Origin of the sequence: Mycobacterium sp. E787, assembly GCF_001668725.1 — a bacterium.
Taxonomy (GTDB): domain Bacteria; phylum Actinomycetota; class Actinomycetes; order Mycobacteriales; family Mycobacteriaceae; genus Mycobacterium.
The window spans coordinates 73,317-89,854 of record NZ_LZKL01000042.1 but is presented as its reverse complement, the minus strand read 5'-3'; the positions used below and the strand labels follow the sequence as shown (position 1 = coordinate 89,854).

Here is a 16,538-nt window from a genome sequence, read left to right as displayed (position 1 = left end):
TTACCCCAGGATCAGGCCCGACGTCGGCACACCCGTGCCGGCCGTGACCAACACATGCTCGACGTCGGGCACCGGGTTTACCGAGGTGCCGCGCAATTGCCGCACGCCCTCGGCGATACCGTTCATCCCGTGGATGTAGGCCTCACCGAGTTGGCCGCCGTGGGTGTTGATCGGCAGCCGTCCGCCCACCTCGATGGCGCCGTCGGCGATGAAGTCCTTCGCCTCGCCGCGACCGCAGAATCCCAACTCCTCCAACTGAATCAGGGTGAACGGCGTGAAGTGGTCGTACAAGATCGCGGTCTGAATGTCCGACGGCGACAACCCGGACTGCTCCCAGAGCTGCCGGCCCACGACACCCATCTCGGGCAGCCCGAGCTCGGGCCGGTAGTAGCTGACCATCGTGTACTGGTCGGCGCTGGAACCCTGCGCCGCCGCCTCGATCACGGCCGGTCGCTGCTTGAGGTCCCGCGCGCGTTCGACGGAGGTCACCACAATCGCGACCGCACCGTCGGTCTCCTGGCAGCAGTCCAGCAGCCGCAGCGGCTCGGCGATCCACCGCGAATTCTGGTGATCCTCAATGGTGATCGGCTTCTGGTAGAAGTACGCCTTGGGGTTCTTGGCGGCGTGCTTGCGGTCGGCCACCGAGATCACCCCGAAATCCCGGCTCGTCGCGCCGGACAGGTGCATGTAGCGCTGGGCGATCATGGCGACCTGCGCGGCCGGCGTGGAAAGCCCGTGCGGATATGAGAAGGCGTTGTCGGCCGTCGTCGAATCGGCTTGGGCCCCACCGTCACCGGCCAACCGGCTCTGCACCTGGCCGAACCGCATGCCGGAGCGCTCGTTGAAGGCCCGGTACGCGACCACGACGTCGGCCACCCCGGTCGCGACGGCCATCGCGGCCTGCTGAACGGTCGCGCACGCCGCCCCGCCGCCGTAGTGGATCTTGGAGAAGAACTTCAGGTCACCGATCCCGCACGCACGCGCGACGGCGACCTCGGTGTTGCTGTCCATCGTGAACGTGGTCAGCCCGTCGACGTCGGCAGGGCTCAGGCCGGCATCGCCCAGCGCGTCCAGCACCGCCTCGGCCGCCAACCGCAGCTCGCTGCGCCCGGAGTCCTTCGAGAAGTCGGTTGCCCCGATCCCGACGATGGCGGCCCGGCCGGAAAACATCACGCATCCCCCATCGTCAGCGTCACCGTCGCGATGACGTGGTCGCCAAGGCTGTTGCGGCCGAACACTTTCACCGTGATCAACCCGCCCTCCACGGCGGTCACCTCACCGGAGAACGTCACCGTGTCGTAGGCGTACCACGGCACCCCGAGCCGCAGCCCGATCGACTTGATCAGCGCCGACGGACCGGCCCAGTCGGTGATATAGCGCTGCACCAGCCCGGTGTCGGTGAGGATGTTGACGAAGATGTCCTTCGAGCCCTTGGCCTGCGCCTTGTCCCGGTCGTGGTGCACGTCCTGAAAGTCGCGGGTGGCCAGCGCCGTCGAGATGATGAAAGTGGGATCCCCGTGGAGCTTGAGCTCGGGCAACACCGTGCCCACCTCGATCACCGGTGCGCTCATGCCCCGGCCTCCGCAGGCTCCCAGGCGTAGAGGGTCCATTCCGGTCCGCTGTCCCCGGCCGGGAAGTCGATATACGTTGCGCGCACGGGCATTCCGATCTGCACTCGGGCCGGCTCGATCCCCCGCAGCTCGCCCAGCATGCGCACCCCTTCGTCGAGCTCCACCAGGGCGATGACGAAGGGCAGCGTGCGTCCGGGCACCTTCGGCGCGTGGTGCACCACAAAGCTGAACACCGTGCCCGTGCCGCCGGCCACCACGTAGTCGATGGGATCGGACTTGGCCTGCCACACCGCCGGCACCGGCGGGTGCTGCAGGCTTCCGTCCGGACGGCGCTGAATCCGCAATTCGTGCGCCTTGACGCCCTCCCAGAAGAACGCGGTGTCCCGCGACGACGAGGGACGCATCAGGGCGCCGGGATCGAGGTCGTCGGGGACGGCGCGCCCCGGCGCGGACGGCTTGAACTTGAGGATGCGCCAGTTCATTTCGGCGACGTCCTCGTCACCTACCCGCCAGATGATGTGCTGGTTGATGAAATAACCTTCGCCCAGCGCCGTCTGCTTGGGCCCGACCACGTCGCCCATCTCGGAGGTGATGCTGACCTGCTCGCCCGGTTGAAGGTAGCGGTGGTAGGTCTGCTCACAGTTGGTGGCGACCACGCCGATGTAGCCGGCGTCGTCGAACAGCTTCATCATGGGGCCCATCGGATCGTCCTTCGGACGCTCCCCGCCGAGGCCGAACATCGTCCACACCTGAATCATGGCCGGCGGCGCGACGATTCCGGGGTGACCGACCGCGCGGGCCGCGTCCTCGTCGACATAGATAGGGTTGCGGTCGCCGAGGGCCTCGACCCAGTTGTTGATCATCGGCTGGTTCACCGGGTCGCGGCCGGCGCGCGGCTTGGGATCGCCGGCCGCCTTGATCTCCGCGACGGCGTCGGCGATATCCGTCATCGGGGCACCCTCGGCACTTTGAGGCCGGCGGCCGCGATCATTTCACGCATCACTTCGTTCACGCCTCCACCGAAGGTGATGACCAGGTTCCGCTTGGTTTGCGAGTCGAGCCACCGAAGCAGTTCCGCGGTGTCCGAATCGGCGGGGTTGCCATAATTGCCGACGATCTCCTCGGCCAGCCGACCGATGTACTGAATGCGCTCGGTGCCAAACACTTTGGTCGACGCGGCGTCGGCTACGTTGATGTCCTCGCCCGCAGCGGCCACCTGCCAGTTCAGCAGCTCGTTGATTCGCCACATCGCCTTGATCTCGCCGAGCGCCCGCTTGACGTCGTGGTGATCGATCGGCGTGACGCCGTCACTGCCCGGCTTGCACGCCCAGGCGTGCACCCGGTCGTAGATGCCGGCTACCCGTCCCGCCGGGCCCAGCATCACCCGCTCGTTGTTGAGCTGGGTGGTGATCAGCCGCCATCCGCCGTTCTCCTCGCCGACCAGCATGTCGGCGGGCACCCGCACGTCGTTGTAGTAGGTGGCGTTGGTGTGGTGGGCACCGTCGGAGAGGATGATCGGCGTCCAGGAGTAGCCGGGATCCTTCGTGTCGACGATCAGGATCGAAATGCCCTTGTGCTTGACGGCTTCCGGGTCGGTGCGGCAGGCCAGCCAGATGTAGTCCGCGTCGTGCCCGCCGGTGGTCCACATCTTTTGGCCGTTGACGATGTACTCATCGCCCTGGCGCACGGCGGTGGTGCGCAGCGAAGCCAGGTCGGTCCCGGCCTCGGGCTCGCTGTAACCGATCGCGAAGTGCACCTCGCCGGCCAGGATCGCCGGCAGGAACTTCTTCTTCTGCGCCTCGCTGCCGAACTGCTGCAGCACGGGGCCGACCGTCTGCAACGTCACCGCCGGCAACGGCACGTCGGCCCGATGCGCCTCGTTGACGAAGATCGATTGCTCGATCGGCCCGAAGCCCAAGCCGCCGAATTCCTTCGGCCACCCGACCCCGAGCTTGCCGTCCCGCCCCATCCGCCGGATGACCGCGCGATAGGCCTCGTTGTGCCGGTCCTGCTCCATCGCCTTCATCTCGTCGGACGAGATCAGGTTCGAAAAGTATTCCCGCAGTTCGGCTTGCAGCTGACGCTGCTCCGGGGTCAGGTCTATGAACATTGCGCTCCCACCAGGTCATCTGGGTGGCGACCCGCCGCGCCCGGCTCCGCCGCGCTCGCGATCGCCACCAAATCGAGGCGATGAGAGGGCCCGCCCAGCAGCCGGGACAGGTCCTTGATCGTGGAGTAGTACCGGTGCATGGGGTAGGTGATGTCCATGCCCATGCCGCCGTGCAGGTGGTGGCAGAGCTGCATGACCGGCGGCGCCTGCGAGGCGATCCAGTAGCCGAGCACATCCAGATCGTCGTCCGCGTCGCGACCCTCGGACAACCGCCACACCACCGACTTCGCGGCCAGATCGATCGTGCGCGAGGCGATGTAGATCTCCGAGAGCTGCGCCGCCACGGTCTGGAACGTCGACAGCGGCCTGCCGAACTGCTTGCGGTTGGCCACGTAGTCGGCGGTGAGCCGCAGCGCCCCGGCCACCAGCCCGTCCGCGTAGGCGCCCGTCGCGGCCAGCGCCAGCTGGTTGACCCGGTGCGCCGCGGCACCCGCCAGCACGTCCGAATCACCAACCGCCACACCGTCGAACGTGACGGTGTACTCGTCCGAGCCGTTGGACGTCGGGGCGCGCAGCAACCGCACGCGGTCGGCCTTGGGTGACACCACCACGACCGCGCTGTCAGCGGTCACTAACATCCAATCCGCTTGCTCGGCATAGGGAACGGCGATCTTGGTGCCCGACAGTTTGCCGCCCGCGAACGTCACGCCGGGCCGGTCGGGCAGCGCCGCACCCGGCTCGTTGAGCGCCGCGGTCAGCACGCCCCCCTCGGCGACCCCGGCCAGGAAGCGGTCCTGTTGCTCGTCGGACGCCAGGTCGAGCAGCGGAACCACGCCGAATCCCAGCGTGGCCAGCGCCGGCGTGATCGCGCCGTGGCGACCGACTTCCGTCAGCACCGTGGCGACCTCGGGCAGCCCCACGCCGTCGCCGCCGAGGCGTTCCGGCACCGGCAGCGCGGTCAGGCCGCCGCCGACCAGGGCGTCCCAACTCAAATCGCGGGCCAGCACGGCGGTCGCCACATCGGCGACGGCCTGCTGCTCGGCGGTGAGGTCGAAGTCCATCGTCGTTTTCGAATCTATCAATGACTCACCGGGCATTTTCCGGTGTAGTCGACCTGCCAGTGCTTGATGCCGTTGAGCCAACCGGACCGCAGGCGTTCGGGTTTCGACAGCGGTTTCAGGTCGGGCATGTGGTCGGCCACGGCGTTGAAGATCAGGCTGATGGTCATCTTGGCCAGGTTGGCGCCGATGCAGTAGTGCGCTCCGGTGCCGCCGAAGCCGACGTGCGGGTTGGGGTCGCGAAGGATGTTGAAGGTAAACGGATCTTCGAAGACTTCCTCGTCGAAGTTGGCCGACCGATAGAACAGCACCACCCGCTGGCCCTTCTTGATCTGCACACCGGACAGTTCATAGTCCTCGAGGGCGGTGCGCTGGAAGCACGTCACCGGGGTGGCCCAGCGGACGATCTCGTCGGCCGCGGTTTCCGGGCGTTCCTTCTTGAAGAGCTCCCACTGGTCGGGGAAGTCGGCGAAGGCCATCATTCCCTGCGTGATCGAGTTGCGGGTGGTCTCGTTGCCCGCCACCGCCAGCATCATCACGAAGAAGCCGAACTCGTCGTCGGAGAGCTTTTCGCCATCGATGTCGGCGTTGATCAAAGTGGTGACGATGTCGTCGCCGGGATTTTCCGACTTCAGCGCGGCCATCTGCATCGCGTAAGTGAGCACCTCCATCGACGACGCCTTGGCGTCGATGTCGGCGTACTCGGGATCGTCGCTGCCGGTCATCTCGTTGGACCAGCGGAAGAGCTTGTCGCGGTCGTCTTGCGGCACACCGAGCAGATCGGCGATCGCCTGCAGCGGCAGTTCGCAGGCGACCTGCTCGACGAAGTCGCCGGAGCCGGCGGCCGCCGCGGCCTTGGCGATGTTCTGGGCGCGCTCGTTGAGTTCGCCGCGCAGGCGGCCGATGGCGCGGGGTGTGAAACCGCGGGAGATGATCTTGCGCAGCCGGGTGTGGTGCGGCGCGTCCATGTTCAGCATGACGAACCGCTGCAGGTCGATGTCCTCGCGCGCGATGTCGTCGTTGAACCGCGGGATGACGCAATTCTCGTAGCTGGAGAAGACGTCACTGCGCCGCGAGATCTCCTTGACGTCGTTGAGCTTGGTGATCGCCCAGAAGCCACCGTCGTGGAAGCCGCCGCCCTTGCCGGGGGCCTGTTCGTTCCACCAGATCGGGGCGGAGGCGCGCACCTCGGCAAACTCTTCGACGGGGATCCGCTCGACGTAGATGTCGGGGTCGGTGAAATCGAACCCGGGCGGAAGGTTGGGGCTGGGCACGCTGCTTCTCCTTAACTGCTGGTCCTATGCTGGTCCGGCGACTGGCCTCTGATCGGCGATCCCAGGACACTAGCTCTCCTAGTGGAGCTCTGTTGCCAGTAAAACATGCCTCCACCGTAGAAAAAAGGCGACGAAGCATCGTCGCTTGTCATAGTAATGAAACGTGTTCTAGCCTGGCCCCATGGGTAACCCGGTAATCGTTGAAGCCACCCGCAGCCCGATCGGCAAACGCAATGGATGGCTCTCAGGACTGCACGCCACCGAGCTTTTGGGCGCGGTGCAAAAGGCACTGGTCGAAAAGGCTGGCTTGCAAGCCGACTTTGACGCGGGCGACGTCGAGCAGGTAGTCGGCGGCTGCGTCACGCAGTTCGGCGAACAGTCCAACAACATCACCCGGGTGAGCTGGCTCGTTGCGGGCCTGCCCGAGCACGTCGGCGCCACGACCGTCGACTGCCAGTGCGGCAGCAGCCAGCAGGCCAACGGCCTCGTCGCCGGCCTGATCGCGGCGGGCGCCATCGACATCGGCATCGCGTGCGGAATCGAGGCCATGAGCCGCGTCGGGCTCGGCGCCAACGCCGGTCCCGACCGCAGCATCCTGCGGCCCGCGTCGTGGGACATCGATCTGCCCGACCAGTTCACCGCGGCGGAGCGAATCGCCAAGCGCCGCGGCATCACCCGCGAGGACATCGACGCCTGGGGCTTCCAGTCGCAGTTGCGCGCCAAGCGGGCCTGGGAGGAGGGGCGCTTCGACCGCGAGATCTCGCCGATCGAGGCGCCGGTGCTCGACGAGCAGAAGCAGCCCACCAGCGAACGCCACATGGTGAGCCGCGACCAGGGCCTGCGCGACACCACGATGGAGGGGTTGAGCCAGCTCAAGCCGGTCCTCGAGGGCGGCATCCACACGGCGGGGACGTCGTCGCAGATTTCCGACGGCGCCGCGGCGGTGTTGTGGATGGACGAGGACAAGGCCAAGGCGCTCGGACTGCGGCCGCGGGCCAGGATCGTCAGCCAGGCGCTCGTCGGCGCCGAGCCCTATTACCACCTGGACGGTCCCGTGCAATCGACGGCTAAGGTGCTGGAGAAGGCCGGGATGAAGATGGGCGACATCGACATCACCGAGATCAACGAGGCCTTCGCGTCGGTGGTGTTGTCCTGGGCACGGGTGCACGAACCCGACATGGCCAAGGTGAACGTGAACGGCGGGGCGATCGCGCTCGGGCACCCGGTGGGCAGCACCGGCAGCCGGCTGATCACCACCGCGTTGCACGAGCTGGAGCGCACCGACCAGACCACCGCCCTGATCACCATGTGCGCGGGCGGCGCCCTGTCCACCGGCACCATCATCGAGCGCATCTAGCGCGTCGGTGGACGTCCCGGAGGAGAGCCGGATCGCCGCGGCGCAGGCCTACATCGACGCGCTCGTCAGCCACGACGGCGATGCCGTTCCCTTCGCGGACGGCTGTACTCGCATCGAGCAGGGGATCAAGAACGGGTTCTCGGGAAAGCATTTGCGGCGCAGCCTCAATCGCGGACCTCAGTACCGGGTCATCGCCGACGCGACGCCGCCGGATTACCGCATCGCGGGCGACGAGGTGCACGCGACCTACGCGGTGCTGACGAAGGCGGCCGTCGGCGGTCGTCGCCTGGGGGCGCGGGTCGACGAGACCTTCGTCATCCCGGCCGAAAGCCCAAGCGGCGAGGCGGCAATCCACCACATCAAGGTTCGGTTCCACCCATTCATTCAGCGTTGAGGCATCGAGTACATGGAAAAACCACGAGCACTGAATTCGCCCTGGGTCACCGTCTTCATGAAGTGGATGTCACGCGGCAACGCCTGGATCTATAAGCGCAGCAACGGAAAGCTCGGCGGCACTTTCCAAAAGAGCCCGGTCGCCCTGCTGACCACGACCGGACGAAAGACCGGCGAACCGCGGGTCAGCCCGCTGCTTTACCTGCGGGAGCGTGACCGCGTCATCCTCGTTGCCTCCAGGGGCGGCAGCGACAAGCACCCCATGTGGTACCTCAACCTCAAGGCGGAGCCGAAAGTGTCCGTGCAGATCAAGGACGAGGTGCTGCAGTTGCAGGCACGCGACGCGACGGCCGAAGAGCGTGCGGAGTACTGGCCGAAGCTGGTCGACATGTATCCGTCGTTCGACGACTATCAATCCTGGACCGACCGGACCATCCCGATCGTCATCTGCGACCCGTAACGTTGTCGAGCCGACACGGTATCCGCGATTCCCGACCAATAGCGCTGCTGCTCAAGTACTTGCGCGCGTCCGCATCGGGGTGTGCGGCCGGGTCGGCGCGGGTGATCCCATTGGTGGTGTGCGAACCGCCGCGCCGAGCGTGAAGCCAGCGCGCAAAATCGGCGGGCGGAAATCTTGCCGTGAGTGCACGCTCGGCGCGGACGAGGCGCCTTACGCGCCGTAGACGGGGACCGGCGGCCGCGCCTTGGCCAGCAGGTCGGCGACGACGGGACCGAGCTCGGCCGGATCCCAGCGGGCGCCCTTGTCGATCTGTGGGCCGTGCGCCCAGCCCTCGGCGACGCGGATCTTGCCACCCTCGACCTCGAACACCTTGCCGGTGACGTCGCGGGACTCGGCGCTGCCGAGCCAGACGACCAGCGGCGAGATGTTCTCCGGCGCCATCGCGTCGAAATCCTGGTCCTGCGTTGCCATCATCTCGGCGAAGACGGTCTCGGTCATGCGGGTGCGCGCCGACGGCGCGATCGCGTTGACGGTCACGCCGTACCGCCCCATTTCGGCCGCGCCGACGAGGGTCATCGCCGCGATCCCCGCCTTGGCGGCGCTGTAGTTGCCCTGCCCGACGCTGCCCTGCAGCCCCGCGCCGGAACTGGTGTTGATGATCCGCGCGTCGACCTTCTTGCCTTCCTTCGACAGGCCCCGCCAGTACGACGCGGCGTGGCGCATCGTGGCGAAGTGGCCCTTCAGGTGCACGGCGATGACGGCGTCGAACTCTTCCTCGCTGGTGTTGGCCATCATCCGGTCCCGGACGATGCCGGCGTTGTTCACCAAAACGTCGAGCCCACCGAAGGTTTCGATCGCGTTTTGGACCAGACCGGCGGCTTCATTCCAGTCGGCGATGTTCGATCCGTCGGCGACGGCTTCCCCACCGGCCGCTTTGATCTCGTCGACCACGCCCTGCGCCGCGCTGCCGCCGCCGGCGGGCGAACCGTCCAGGCCCACCCCGATGTCGTTGACCACCACGCGCGCGCCCTCGGCCGCGAAGGCCAGTGCGTGCGCGCGGCCGATACCGCCGCCCGCTCCGGTGACGATGACGACACGGCCGTCGACCAATCCCATATTCCTTGTCTCCTCTACTTGATCGCGCTCGCGTTCGTTGCGGCCAGGTAGTGCGGCGGCTCTCCGCCGCCGTGCACCTCCAGCGTGGCGCCACTGATGTAGGACGCCGCATCCGAGGCCAAAAACGCCGTGGCCCAACCAACGTCCCGCGGTTTGGCCAGCCGGCCCAGGGGCACGTTCTTCGAGATCGCCGCGATCGAGTCGGCGTCACCGTAGAACAGTTCCGACTGTTCGGTTTCCACCATCCCGACCACGCAGGCGTTCACCCGGACCTTCGGCGCCCACTCCACCGCCAGTGTCTGCGTGAGGCTTTCCAGTCCGGCCTTGGCCGCCCCGTACGCCCCCGTGCCGGGGGACGGCCGCCGCCCCGACAGGCTGCAGATGTTGACGATCGACCCGCCGCGCGCTTGGTTTTGCATCTTGTCGTTGGCATGCTGCGAAACCCACAGCGCGCCAATGAGATTGAGCTCTATGATCTTGCGGTTGAACTTCGCGCTGGATTCAGCCGTCAGCACGTACGGCGAACCGCCCGCGTTGTTGACGACGACGTCGAGCCGGCCATGCGCGTCGACGATCGCATCGATCATCGCCTTGACCGCGTCGTCGTCGCGCACGTCGCAAGAGTGGAACTCGTAGGGCAAGCCCTCGACGGGCCGTCGCGCACAGGTGATCACCGTCGCGCCCTGCTCGGCGAACACCGAGCTGATTCCGGCGCCGACGCCGCGCACTCCCCCGGTAACCAACACCACCCGCCCGGCCAGCCCCAGGTTGATGCCTTCCGAAAGGGGCGAGCCTGCTTCGGCGGGAGTCACTGTGCTAGCGTACCAAGCAAGTGCTTGCTTAGGTAGTCAGCCCACCCAGGAAGTGCAATGACGATCACATCCACCACCACCGAGCCGGGCATCGTCGCGGTCACCGTCGACTACCCGCCCGTCAACGCCATTCCGTCGCGCGGCTGGTTCGAACTCGCCGACGCGATCACGGCCGCCGGCGCCAATCCCGAGACCCACGCGGTGATCCTGCGGGCGGAGGGCCGGGGCTTCAACGCCGGTGTGGACATCAAGGAGATGCAGCGCACCGAGGGATTCACCGCCCTGATCGATGCCAACCGCGGCTGCTTCGCCGCGTTCCGCGCCGTCTACGAATGCGCCGTGCCGGTGATCGCCGCGGTGAACGGGTTCTGCGTCGGCGGCGGCATCGGCCTGGTGGGCAACTCCGACGTCATCGTGGCCTCCGATGACGCCACCTTCGGCCTGCCCGAGGTCGAGCGCGGCGCGCTCGGCGCGGCGACCCACCTGTCCCGGCTGGTGCCGCAGCACATGATGCGGCGGCTGTTCTTCACCGCCGCCACCGTCGACGCCGCCACCCTGCAGCACTTCGGCTCGGTGCACGAGGTGGTGCCCCGGGATCAGTTGGACGAGGCCGCGTTGCGGGTGGCCCGCGACATCGCCGCCAAGGACACGCGCGTCATCCGCGCCGCCAAGGAGGCGCTCAACCTCATCGACGTGCAGCGGGTCAACTCGAGTTACCGCATGGAACAGGGCTTTACGTTCGAGCTCAACCTCGCCGGGGTGTCCGACGAACACCGCGACGCGTTCGCCGGCACGACGAAGGGCGAAAAGTCTTGAGCGACAAGCGGACCACCCTCGGCGAGGCCGTCGCGCAACTGCGCAGCGGCATGACGATCGGCATCGGCGGCTGGGGATCGCGGCGCAAGCCCATGGCGTTCGTGCGCGCGATGCTGCGCACCGACGTCACGGACCTGACCGTGGTCAGCTACGGCGGGCCCGACCTGGGACTGCTGTGCTCGGCGGGCAAGGTCAAGCGCGCCTACTACGGCTTCGTGTCGCTGGACTCCCCGCCGTTCTACGACCCCTGGTTCGCCAAGGCCCGCACCAGCGGAGCCGTCGAAGCCCGGGAGATGGACGAGGGCATGCTGCGGTGCGGGCTGCAGGCCGCCGCAAACCGGTTGCCGTTCCTGCCGATTCGCGCCGGGTTGGGCAGTTCGGTCCCGGACTTCTGGGCGGGCGAGCTGCAGACGGTGACCAGCCCCTATCCGGCGCCCGGCGGCGGGCACGAGACGCTGATCGCCATGCCGGCGCTGCGCTTGGACGCCGCCTTCGTGCATCTCAATCTCGGTGACAGCCGCGGCAACGCGGCCTACACCGGCATCGACCCCTACTTCGACGACCTCTACCTGATGGCCGCCGAACGGCGCTACCTGTCCGTGGAGCGGGTGGTGTCCACCGAGGAGCTGGTCAAGGCGGTGCCACCGCAGGCGCTGCTGGTGAACCGGATGATGGTGGACGCGGTGGTCGAAGCGCCCGGTGGTGCCCACTTCACCACCGCCGCACCCGATTACGGCCGCGACGAGAAGTTCCAGCGGCACTACGCCGAAGCCGCCTCGACCGATGACGGCTGGCGGAAGTTCGTCCAGACCTACCTGTCCGGCGGCGAGGATGACTATCAGGCGGCGGTGCGCGCGTTCGCAGAGGAGGCCGTCAAGTGAGCAGCACCCGAGCCGAGATCTGCGCGGTGGCTTGCGCCGACTTGTTCAGGGACGCGGGCGAAATCATGGTCAGCCCCATGACCAACATGGCCTCCGTCGGCGCCCGGTTGGCCCGGCTGACCTTTTCGCCGGACATCCTGCTGACCGACGGCGAGGCGCAGCTGCTGGCGGACACTCCGGCTCTGGGCAAGACCGGACCTGTCGAGGGCTGGATGCCGTTCGGCCGGGTGTTCGAGACGCTGGCCTGGGGGCGGCGGCATGTCGTGATGGGCGCCAATCAGGTTGACCGATACGGCAATCAGAACATCTCGGCGTTCGGCCCGCTGCAGCACCCGACCAGGCAGATGTTCGGGCTGCGCGGCGCGCCCGGCAACGCGATCAACCACGCGACCAGCTACTGGGTCGGTAACCACTCCAAGCGGGTGTTCTGCGAGACGGTCGACGTGGTCTGCGGCATCGGCTGGGACAAGATCGACGCCGGCAACCCGGCGTTCCGCTTCGCCAACCCGTATCGGGTGGTGTCCAACCTCGGGGTGTTCGACTTCAACGGCCCCGATCACACCATGCGGGCGGTGTCCCTGCACCCCGGCGTGGCGGCCGCCGATGTCCGCGAGAACACGTCGTTCGAGGTGGACGGCCTCGACGAGGCCGAGGAGAGCAGGCTCCCGACCGACGACGAGCTGCACCTGATCCGCGAGGTGATCGACCCGAAGGCGTTGCGCGACCGAGAGATACGTTCATGAGGCTGCGCACGCCGCTGACCGAGCTGGTCGGTGTCGAGCATCCGGTGGTGCAGACCGGGATGGGCTGGGTGGCCGGAGCCCGGCTGGTCGCGGCCACGGCCAACGCGGGCGGACTGGGCATCCTGGCTTCGGCGACGATGACGCTGGACGAATTGGCCACGGCCATCGGCAAGGTCAAGTCCGCGACCGACAAGCCGTTCGGCGTGAACATCCGCGCCGACGCCGCCGACGCCGGTGACCGCGTGGAGCTGATGATCCGCGAGGGTGTGAAGGTGGCGTCCTTCGCGTTGGCGCCGAAGCAGGAGCTGATCGCCCGGCTCAAAGAGGCGGGGGCCGTGGTGATCCCGTCGATCGGGGCGGCCAAACACGCGCGCAAGGTGGCGGGCTGGGGCGCCGATGCGATGATCGTGCAGGGCGGCGAGGGCGGCGGGCACACCGGACCCGTCGCGACCACGCTGCTGCTGCCGTCCGTGCTGGACGCCGTGCAGGGCACCGGGATCCCGGTGATCGCGGCGGGCGGATTCTTCGACGGCCGCGGGCTCGCGGCGGCGTTGTCCTACGGGGCCGCCGGCGTGGCGATGGGCACCCGTTTCCTGCTCACCTCGGACTCCACCGTGCCCGACGCGGTGAAACGGCGCTACCTCGAGGCGGCACTGGACGGCACCGTGGTCACCACGCGGGTCGACGGCATGCCGCACCGGGTGCTGCGCACCGGACTGGTCGAGAGGCTGGAAAGCGGTTCGCCGGTAAGAGGTTTCGCGGCGGCGGTGGGCAACGCGGCGAAGTTCAAGAAGATGTCGCAGATGACCTGGGCGTCGATGATCCGCGACGGCCTCGCGATGCGGCACGGCAAGGACCTGACCTGGTCGCAGGTGGTGATGGCGGCGAACACCCCGATGTTGCTCAAAGCCGGGCTGGTCGAGGGCAACACCGAGGCGGGCGTGCTGGCCTCCGGGCAGGTCGCCGGGATCCTCGACGACCTGCCGTCGTGCGCGGAACTGATCGAGGCGATCGTCCGGGACGCCGTCACCCACTTGAAGGCCGCGGCGGCGCACATCGAGGAGGCATCACCCGGGGACCAATGACCCTGGCCCCGGCGGCTCGCGCGGCGGCATCCTGGATGCATGATGACGCTGGCCCCGAGCTCCTGGCCCACCCCGCTGTTGAACGCGCTTCGCACCTCCAACAGATACCTCCTCAACCCCCTGATGTTGCGCCTGGCCGGCCACAAGAACTGGTATGCGGCGGCGATCACGCACACCGGACGGCGGTCCGGCAAGCAGTACGCCACACCCGTCGTCGCCGAGCGCGTGGCCGACGGCTTCGTCGTCCCGCTGCCGTATGGCACCCGGGTGGATTGGCTGCAAAACGTCCTTGCCGCGGGTCGCGCGACGATCGCGGTCCAGGGCGAGAGCTACGACGTGGTCCAGCCGGAGATCATCGACGCGGCCGCGGCCCTGCCGCTGTTGTCCGACCAACGGCGCCGCACCTTCCAGCGGGTCGGCATAGAGCAGTTCCTCAAGGTCCGAGACCGCACCGCCGATTAAGCTATGCTCTAATTTCCGCGTTAGTTAAGCTATAGTCTTCATATGGCTAAGGTGAAGGGCTCCCCTTCACTTCGTGCGACCTTGATCGGCGACGTGGTGGGATCCAGGCGCGCCGACGACCGGGTCGCGCTTCAGCTCCGCGTCGCCACCGCGCTGGACCGGGTCGCCGCCGGCGCCACCGCCCCACCCGCCTTCACCGTCGGTGACGAATTCCAGGGCAGCTACCCCACGGTGGGCGCCGCCATCGACGCGGCCTTGACCGTCCGCCTCCTGCTTGCCCCGGAGATCGACGTCCGTTTCGGCATCGGCTGGGGCGCGGTCACCGTGCTGGACGCCGATGCCGGAATCCAGGACGGCCCGGGCTGGTGGACCGCCCGAGAGGCCATCCAGCAGACCGCCGAGACTCAGCGACAGCCCGGCTTCACGCTGGTGCGCACGACGTTCCGGGCAGCAGGCGACACGCGCACCGACGTCGCGGCCGTCAACGCGGCCCTGTTTTGTCGGGACCATCTGCTTGGATCGCTCGATGAAAGATCGTTGCGGATTGTGAGGGGCTTGATGACGGGGCGCACCAAAAAGGAGCTCGCGGTGGCCGAGGGCATCAGCCCGTCCGCGGTGTCCCAGCGGGCCGCCCGCGACGGTTTGGACCTGATTGTCGTTGCCTCCCAGTATCTTCGGGATGTGCCGTGAGTGCCGTTGCGGTCCTGCTGCTCGCCGTCGGAATCGCCGACCTGTGCCGCCGGGTGGTCGGCGCGGCGTGGTTCCCGCTGGCGGCCGGACCCGTCGTGGTGGGGGCGTGCGCGGCGCTGGGCGCACTGTGGCACCGCGGCGATATCCCGCTGCTCGTGGTCGCCGCGGTCGCGGCGGTCGCCTGGGAGTGGCTGTGCCTGCGCAGCGAGCGCAGCGGCCGGCAGCAAGCGGCCCCGTTGGCCGTGTTCGCCGCGGCGTTGACGCTGCTGATCGTGCTGTCCGGATGGCCGTCGGCGGTCGGTGGCGTCATCGGGCGGTGGTCGGCTTGGGTGCAGCTGCCCCTGAGCCACGTAACGCCCACCCGGCTGGTCATGGTCATCGGGGTGGTGCTAGTGCAGTTTGCCACCGGAAATCAGTTGGTGCGCCTGGTGCTCGGCTCGGTGGGGGCGGTGCGCCCGGCCGGCGAGCCCCAGCCGTCGGACCGGCTCAAGGGCGGCCGACTGCTGGGCCCGATGGAACGGCTGCTGATCCTCAGCCTCGGCATGGGCGGGCAGGTGGCCGCGGCCAGCGCCGTGGTCGCCGCCAAGGGCATCATCCGCTTTCCCGAGCTGAGCGCGCAGAAGAACCGCAACGGTGACGTCGGGATCGACGAGGTGACCGAATACTTTCTGGTGGGCAGCTTCACAAGTTGGCTGCTGGCGCTCACCGGGATTGCGTTGGTGTTGGCCGCCCGATAACTTCAGCGCCGAGTGTGAAATTCACGACGCGACACGCCGTTGTAGCGTCGTGGGATTCACGCTCGGCGAACAGGGTCGCCAGCCCGCGGCTCGCATCGCGGCGACCACCCGGGCAATGAACGTGCCTTGCCGATGACGGAGCAGCTCGCTGCTCACCCTGATGATCGTCCAGCCCAAGTCGAGCAATGCGGCGTGCCGATCAATGTCGCGTTGGCGCTGGGCCGGGTCGGTCCAGTGTTGCGGTCCGTCGTACTCGATGCCGACGAGCAGCTCGCGGTACCCCATGTCGATGCGCGCAACGAAGTCACCGTATTCGTCGCACACCCTGATCTGCGTTTTTGGCGCGGGAAGTCCGGCGTCGATCAACACCAGCCGGGTTCGCGTCTCCTGCGGCGATTCCGCGCCGCCGTCGACGAGGGGCGTTACGCCTCGCAGGCGTGCCAAGCCCCGGGCACCGCGATGCGAAGCGATTACGGCCTCGATCTCAGCGATCTTGACGTCGGTCGCATTCGTCAACGCATCGAGCCGCTGGACAGCATGCAGCCGCGAGGACGTCCACCGCCCGATGTCGAAAGCCGTTCGTGCGGCATTTGTTACGGGCATACCTTCGACTTCGGCAACCTCCGCGGGAAGCAAGCTTTCGGAGTGCACTGCGATGCCACGCGGCGGGTGCCGGTTGCCGTGAATCAGCTCCGCATCGAGTGCTGGGCTCATCCACTTGGCGCCGAGAAGCGCGGCCGCCGATGTGCCGGCGATGACCGCCTGGCGTCGCGACCAGAGCCATGCCGCCCGCGCTCGCTCGCGAGCGGTCAGCTCGACGCCGACGGAACCGTAAACGCCCGGGTAGACCACCTCGTATAGCGACCGCATCGCCCGTTCGGGCATGGCCTTGGCCGCCAACGCCTCAGTGACTAAAAACAGCTCCGCCATGCAGTCATGCTGCCAACCCGGACCGACAAGCCGCCGAATGTGA

At 67.7% G+C, this 16,538-nt stretch carries 19 protein-coding genes; 10 read left to right on the top strand and 9 right to left on the bottom strand.

Features of this window, described 5'->3' with window-relative positions:
- Genes A5705_RS09145 through A5705_RS09120 form a run of 6 tightly spaced genes read right to left on the bottom strand, consistent with a single transcriptional unit; the run spans window position 1 to window position 6,013 of the window.
- Entirely contained in the window at window positions 1-1,170 is a 1,170-nt protein-coding gene (locus A5705_RS09145) for a lipid-transfer protein (RefSeq protein WP_067873176.1), read from the bottom strand.
- Window positions 1,170-1,559 (bottom strand): MaoC family dehydratase, encoded by a 390-nt coding sequence (locus A5705_RS09140; RefSeq protein WP_197516875.1) that lies wholly within the window; start codon window positions 1,557-1,559, stop codon window positions 1,170-1,172. Before A5705_RS09140 ends, A5705_RS09145 begins: the two co-directional genes overlap by 1 nt.
- Before the next feature lie 8 nt (window positions 1,560-1,567).
- Window positions 1,568-2,521, bottom strand: a complete 954-nt coding sequence (locus A5705_RS09135; RefSeq protein WP_067873170.1) for a bifunctional MaoC family dehydratase N-terminal/OB-fold nucleic acid binding domain-containing protein — start codon at window positions 2,519-2,521, stop codon at window positions 1,568-1,570.
- A complete protein-coding gene (gene fadE29 / locus A5705_RS09130; RefSeq protein ID WP_067873167.1) occupies window positions 2,518-3,681 on the bottom strand; it encodes an acyl-CoA dehydrogenase FadE29 in 1,164 nt (387 codons plus the stop codon). Before fadE29 ends, A5705_RS09135 begins: the two co-directional genes overlap by 4 nt.
- Window positions 3,672-4,742 (bottom strand): acyl-CoA dehydrogenase family protein, encoded by a 1,071-nt coding sequence (locus tag A5705_RS09125; protein ID WP_067873164.1) that lies wholly within the window; start codon window positions 4,740-4,742, stop codon window positions 3,672-3,674. The genes fadE29 and A5705_RS09125 overlap by 10 nt, the downstream gene beginning before the upstream one ends.
- A 17-nt stretch (window positions 4,743-4,759) precedes the next feature.
- Window positions 4,760-6,013, bottom strand: a complete 1,254-nt coding sequence (locus A5705_RS09120; RefSeq protein WP_067873161.1) for a cytochrome P450 — start codon at window positions 6,011-6,013, stop codon at window positions 4,760-4,762.
- Window positions 6,014-6,194: 181 nt separating this feature from the next.
- On the opposite strand from A5705_RS09120, the gene A5705_RS09115 reads away from it, so the two are divergent.
- Genes A5705_RS09115 through A5705_RS09105 form a run of 3 tightly spaced genes read left to right on the top strand, consistent with a single transcriptional unit; the run spans window position 6,195 to window position 8,223 of the window.
- Entirely contained in the window at window positions 6,195-7,370 is a 1,176-nt protein-coding gene (locus tag A5705_RS09115; protein WP_067873158.1) for a steroid 3-ketoacyl-CoA thiolase, read from the top strand.
- A gap of 7 nt (window positions 7,371-7,377) precedes the next feature.
- Window positions 7,378-7,764, top strand: a complete 387-nt coding sequence (locus A5705_RS09110; RefSeq protein ID WP_067873155.1) for a hypothetical protein — start codon at window positions 7,378-7,380, stop codon at window positions 7,762-7,764.
- A 12-nt stretch (window positions 7,765-7,776) separates the two neighbouring features.
- Window positions 7,777-8,223 carry a nitroreductase family deazaflavin-dependent oxidoreductase gene (locus tag A5705_RS09105; RefSeq protein ID WP_067873152.1) on the top strand — a complete coding sequence of 149 codons (447 nt, stop codon included), beginning with the start codon at window positions 7,777-7,779 and terminating at the stop codon, window positions 8,221-8,223.
- Window positions 8,224-8,433: 210 nt separating this feature from the next.
- Here A5705_RS09105 and A5705_RS09100 read toward each other — a convergent pair whose 3' ends face one another.
- Window positions 8,434-9,339: an SDR family oxidoreductase gene (locus tag A5705_RS09100; protein ID WP_068276954.1), complete on the bottom strand. Its 906-nt coding sequence runs from the start codon at window positions 9,337-9,339 to the stop codon at window positions 8,434-8,436.
- A gap of 14 nt (window positions 9,340-9,353) precedes the next feature.
- Entirely contained in the window at window positions 9,354-10,151 is a 798-nt protein-coding gene (locus A5705_RS09095) for an SDR family oxidoreductase (protein ID WP_156738228.1), read from the bottom strand.
- A 57-nt stretch (window positions 10,152-10,208) separates the two neighbouring features.
- On the opposite strand from A5705_RS09095, the gene echA20 reads away from it, so the two are divergent.
- The 7 genes from echA20 to A5705_RS09060 are packed head-to-tail and all read left to right on the top strand — an operon-like array spanning window position 10,209 to window position 15,565.
- Window positions 10,209-10,967 carry a (7aS)-7a-methyl-1,5-dioxo-2,3,5,6,7,7a-hexahydro-1H-indene-carboxyl-CoA hydrolase gene (gene echA20 / locus A5705_RS09090; protein ID WP_067873142.1) on the top strand — a complete coding sequence of 253 codons (759 nt, stop codon included), beginning with the start codon at window positions 10,209-10,211 and terminating at the stop codon, window positions 10,965-10,967.
- Window positions 10,964-11,848 carry a cholesterol ring-cleaving hydrolase subunit IpdA gene (gene ipdA, locus A5705_RS09085; protein ID WP_068276951.1) on the top strand — a complete coding sequence of 295 codons (885 nt, stop codon included), beginning with the start codon at window positions 10,964-10,966 and terminating at the stop codon, window positions 11,846-11,848. Before echA20 ends, ipdA begins: the two co-directional genes overlap by 4 nt.
- Complete coding sequence (ipdB, locus tag A5705_RS09080; RefSeq protein WP_067873137.1) at window positions 11,845-12,591, top strand: cholesterol ring-cleaving hydrolase subunit IpdB; 747 nt, start codon at window positions 11,845-11,847, stop codon at window positions 12,589-12,591. The genes ipdA and ipdB overlap by 4 nt, the downstream gene beginning before the upstream one ends.
- Window positions 12,588-13,676 carry a (3aS,4S,5R,7aS)-5-hydroxy-7a-methyl-1-oxo-octahydro-1H-indene-4-carboxyl-CoA dehydrogenase gene (ipdC, locus tag A5705_RS09075; protein ID WP_068276949.1) on the top strand — a complete coding sequence of 363 codons (1,089 nt, stop codon included), beginning with the start codon at window positions 12,588-12,590 and terminating at the stop codon, window positions 13,674-13,676. Before ipdB ends, ipdC begins: the two co-directional genes overlap by 4 nt.
- 39 nt (window positions 13,677-13,715) lie before the next feature.
- A complete protein-coding gene (locus A5705_RS09070) occupies window positions 13,716-14,138 on the top strand; it encodes a nitroreductase/quinone reductase family protein (RefSeq protein ID WP_082956378.1) in 423 nt (140 codons plus the stop codon).
- A 42-nt stretch (window positions 14,139-14,180) separates the two neighbouring features.
- On the top strand, window positions 14,181-14,828 hold the full coding sequence (locus A5705_RS09065) for a SatD family protein (protein WP_068276946.1): 648 nt from the start codon (window positions 14,181-14,183) through the stop codon (window positions 14,826-14,828).
- Window positions 14,825-15,565: a hypothetical protein gene (locus A5705_RS09060; protein ID WP_068276944.1), complete on the top strand. Its 741-nt coding sequence runs from the start codon at window positions 14,825-14,827 to the stop codon at window positions 15,563-15,565. Before A5705_RS09065 ends, A5705_RS09060 begins: the two co-directional genes overlap by 4 nt.
- 21 nt (window positions 15,566-15,586) lie before the next feature.
- Here A5705_RS09060 and A5705_RS09055 read toward each other — a convergent pair whose 3' ends face one another.
- Window positions 15,587-16,495: an endonuclease domain-containing protein gene (locus A5705_RS09055; RefSeq protein ID WP_068276935.1), complete on the bottom strand. Its 909-nt coding sequence runs from the start codon at window positions 16,493-16,495 to the stop codon at window positions 15,587-15,589.
- Window positions 16,496-16,538: the final 43 nt, after the last annotated feature.

Bases quoted from the DNA above. Each gene is read 5' to 3' on its own strand.
- ipdC (WP_068276949.1), top strand. From the start codon at position 12,588: ATGAGGCTGCGCACGCCGCTGACCGAGCTGGTCGGTGTCGAGCATCCG.
- A5705_RS09070 (WP_082956378.1), top strand. From the start codon at position 13,716: ATGATGACGCTGGCCCCGAGCTCCTGGCCCACCCCGCTGTTGAACGCG.
- A5705_RS09115 (WP_067873158.1), top strand. From the start codon at position 6,195: ATGGGTAACCCGGTAATCGTTGAAGCCACCCGCAGCCCGATCGGCAAA.
- A5705_RS09065 (WP_068276946.1), top strand. From the start codon at position 14,181: ATGGCTAAGGTGAAGGGCTCCCCTTCACTTCGTGCGACCTTGATCGGC.
- echA20 (WP_067873142.1), top strand. From the start codon at position 10,209: ATGACGATCACATCCACCACCACCGAGCCGGGCATCGTCGCGGTCACC.
- A5705_RS09135 (WP_067873170.1), bottom strand. From the start codon at position 2,521: ATGACGGATATCGCCGACGCCGTCGCGGAGATCAAGGCGGCCGGCGAT.
- A5705_RS09100 (WP_068276954.1), bottom strand. From the start codon at position 9,339: ATGGGATTGGTCGACGGCCGTGTCGTCATCGTCACCGGAGCGGGCGGC.
- A5705_RS09055 (WP_068276935.1), bottom strand. From the start codon at position 16,495: ATGGCGGAGCTGTTTTTAGTCACTGAGGCGTTGGCGGCCAAGGCCATG.
- A5705_RS09125 (WP_067873164.1), bottom strand. From the start codon at position 4,742: ATGGACTTCGACCTCACCGCCGAGCAGCAGGCCGTCGCCGATGTGGCG.
- A5705_RS09145 (WP_067873176.1), bottom strand. From the start codon at position 1,170: ATGTTTTCCGGCCGGGCCGCCATCGTCGGGATCGGGGCAACCGACTTC.
- A5705_RS09105 (WP_067873152.1), top strand. From the start codon at position 7,777: ATGGAAAAACCACGAGCACTGAATTCGCCCTGGGTCACCGTCTTCATG.
- fadE29 (WP_067873167.1), bottom strand. From the start codon at position 3,681: ATGTTCATAGACCTGACCCCGGAGCAGCGTCAGCTGCAAGCCGAACTG.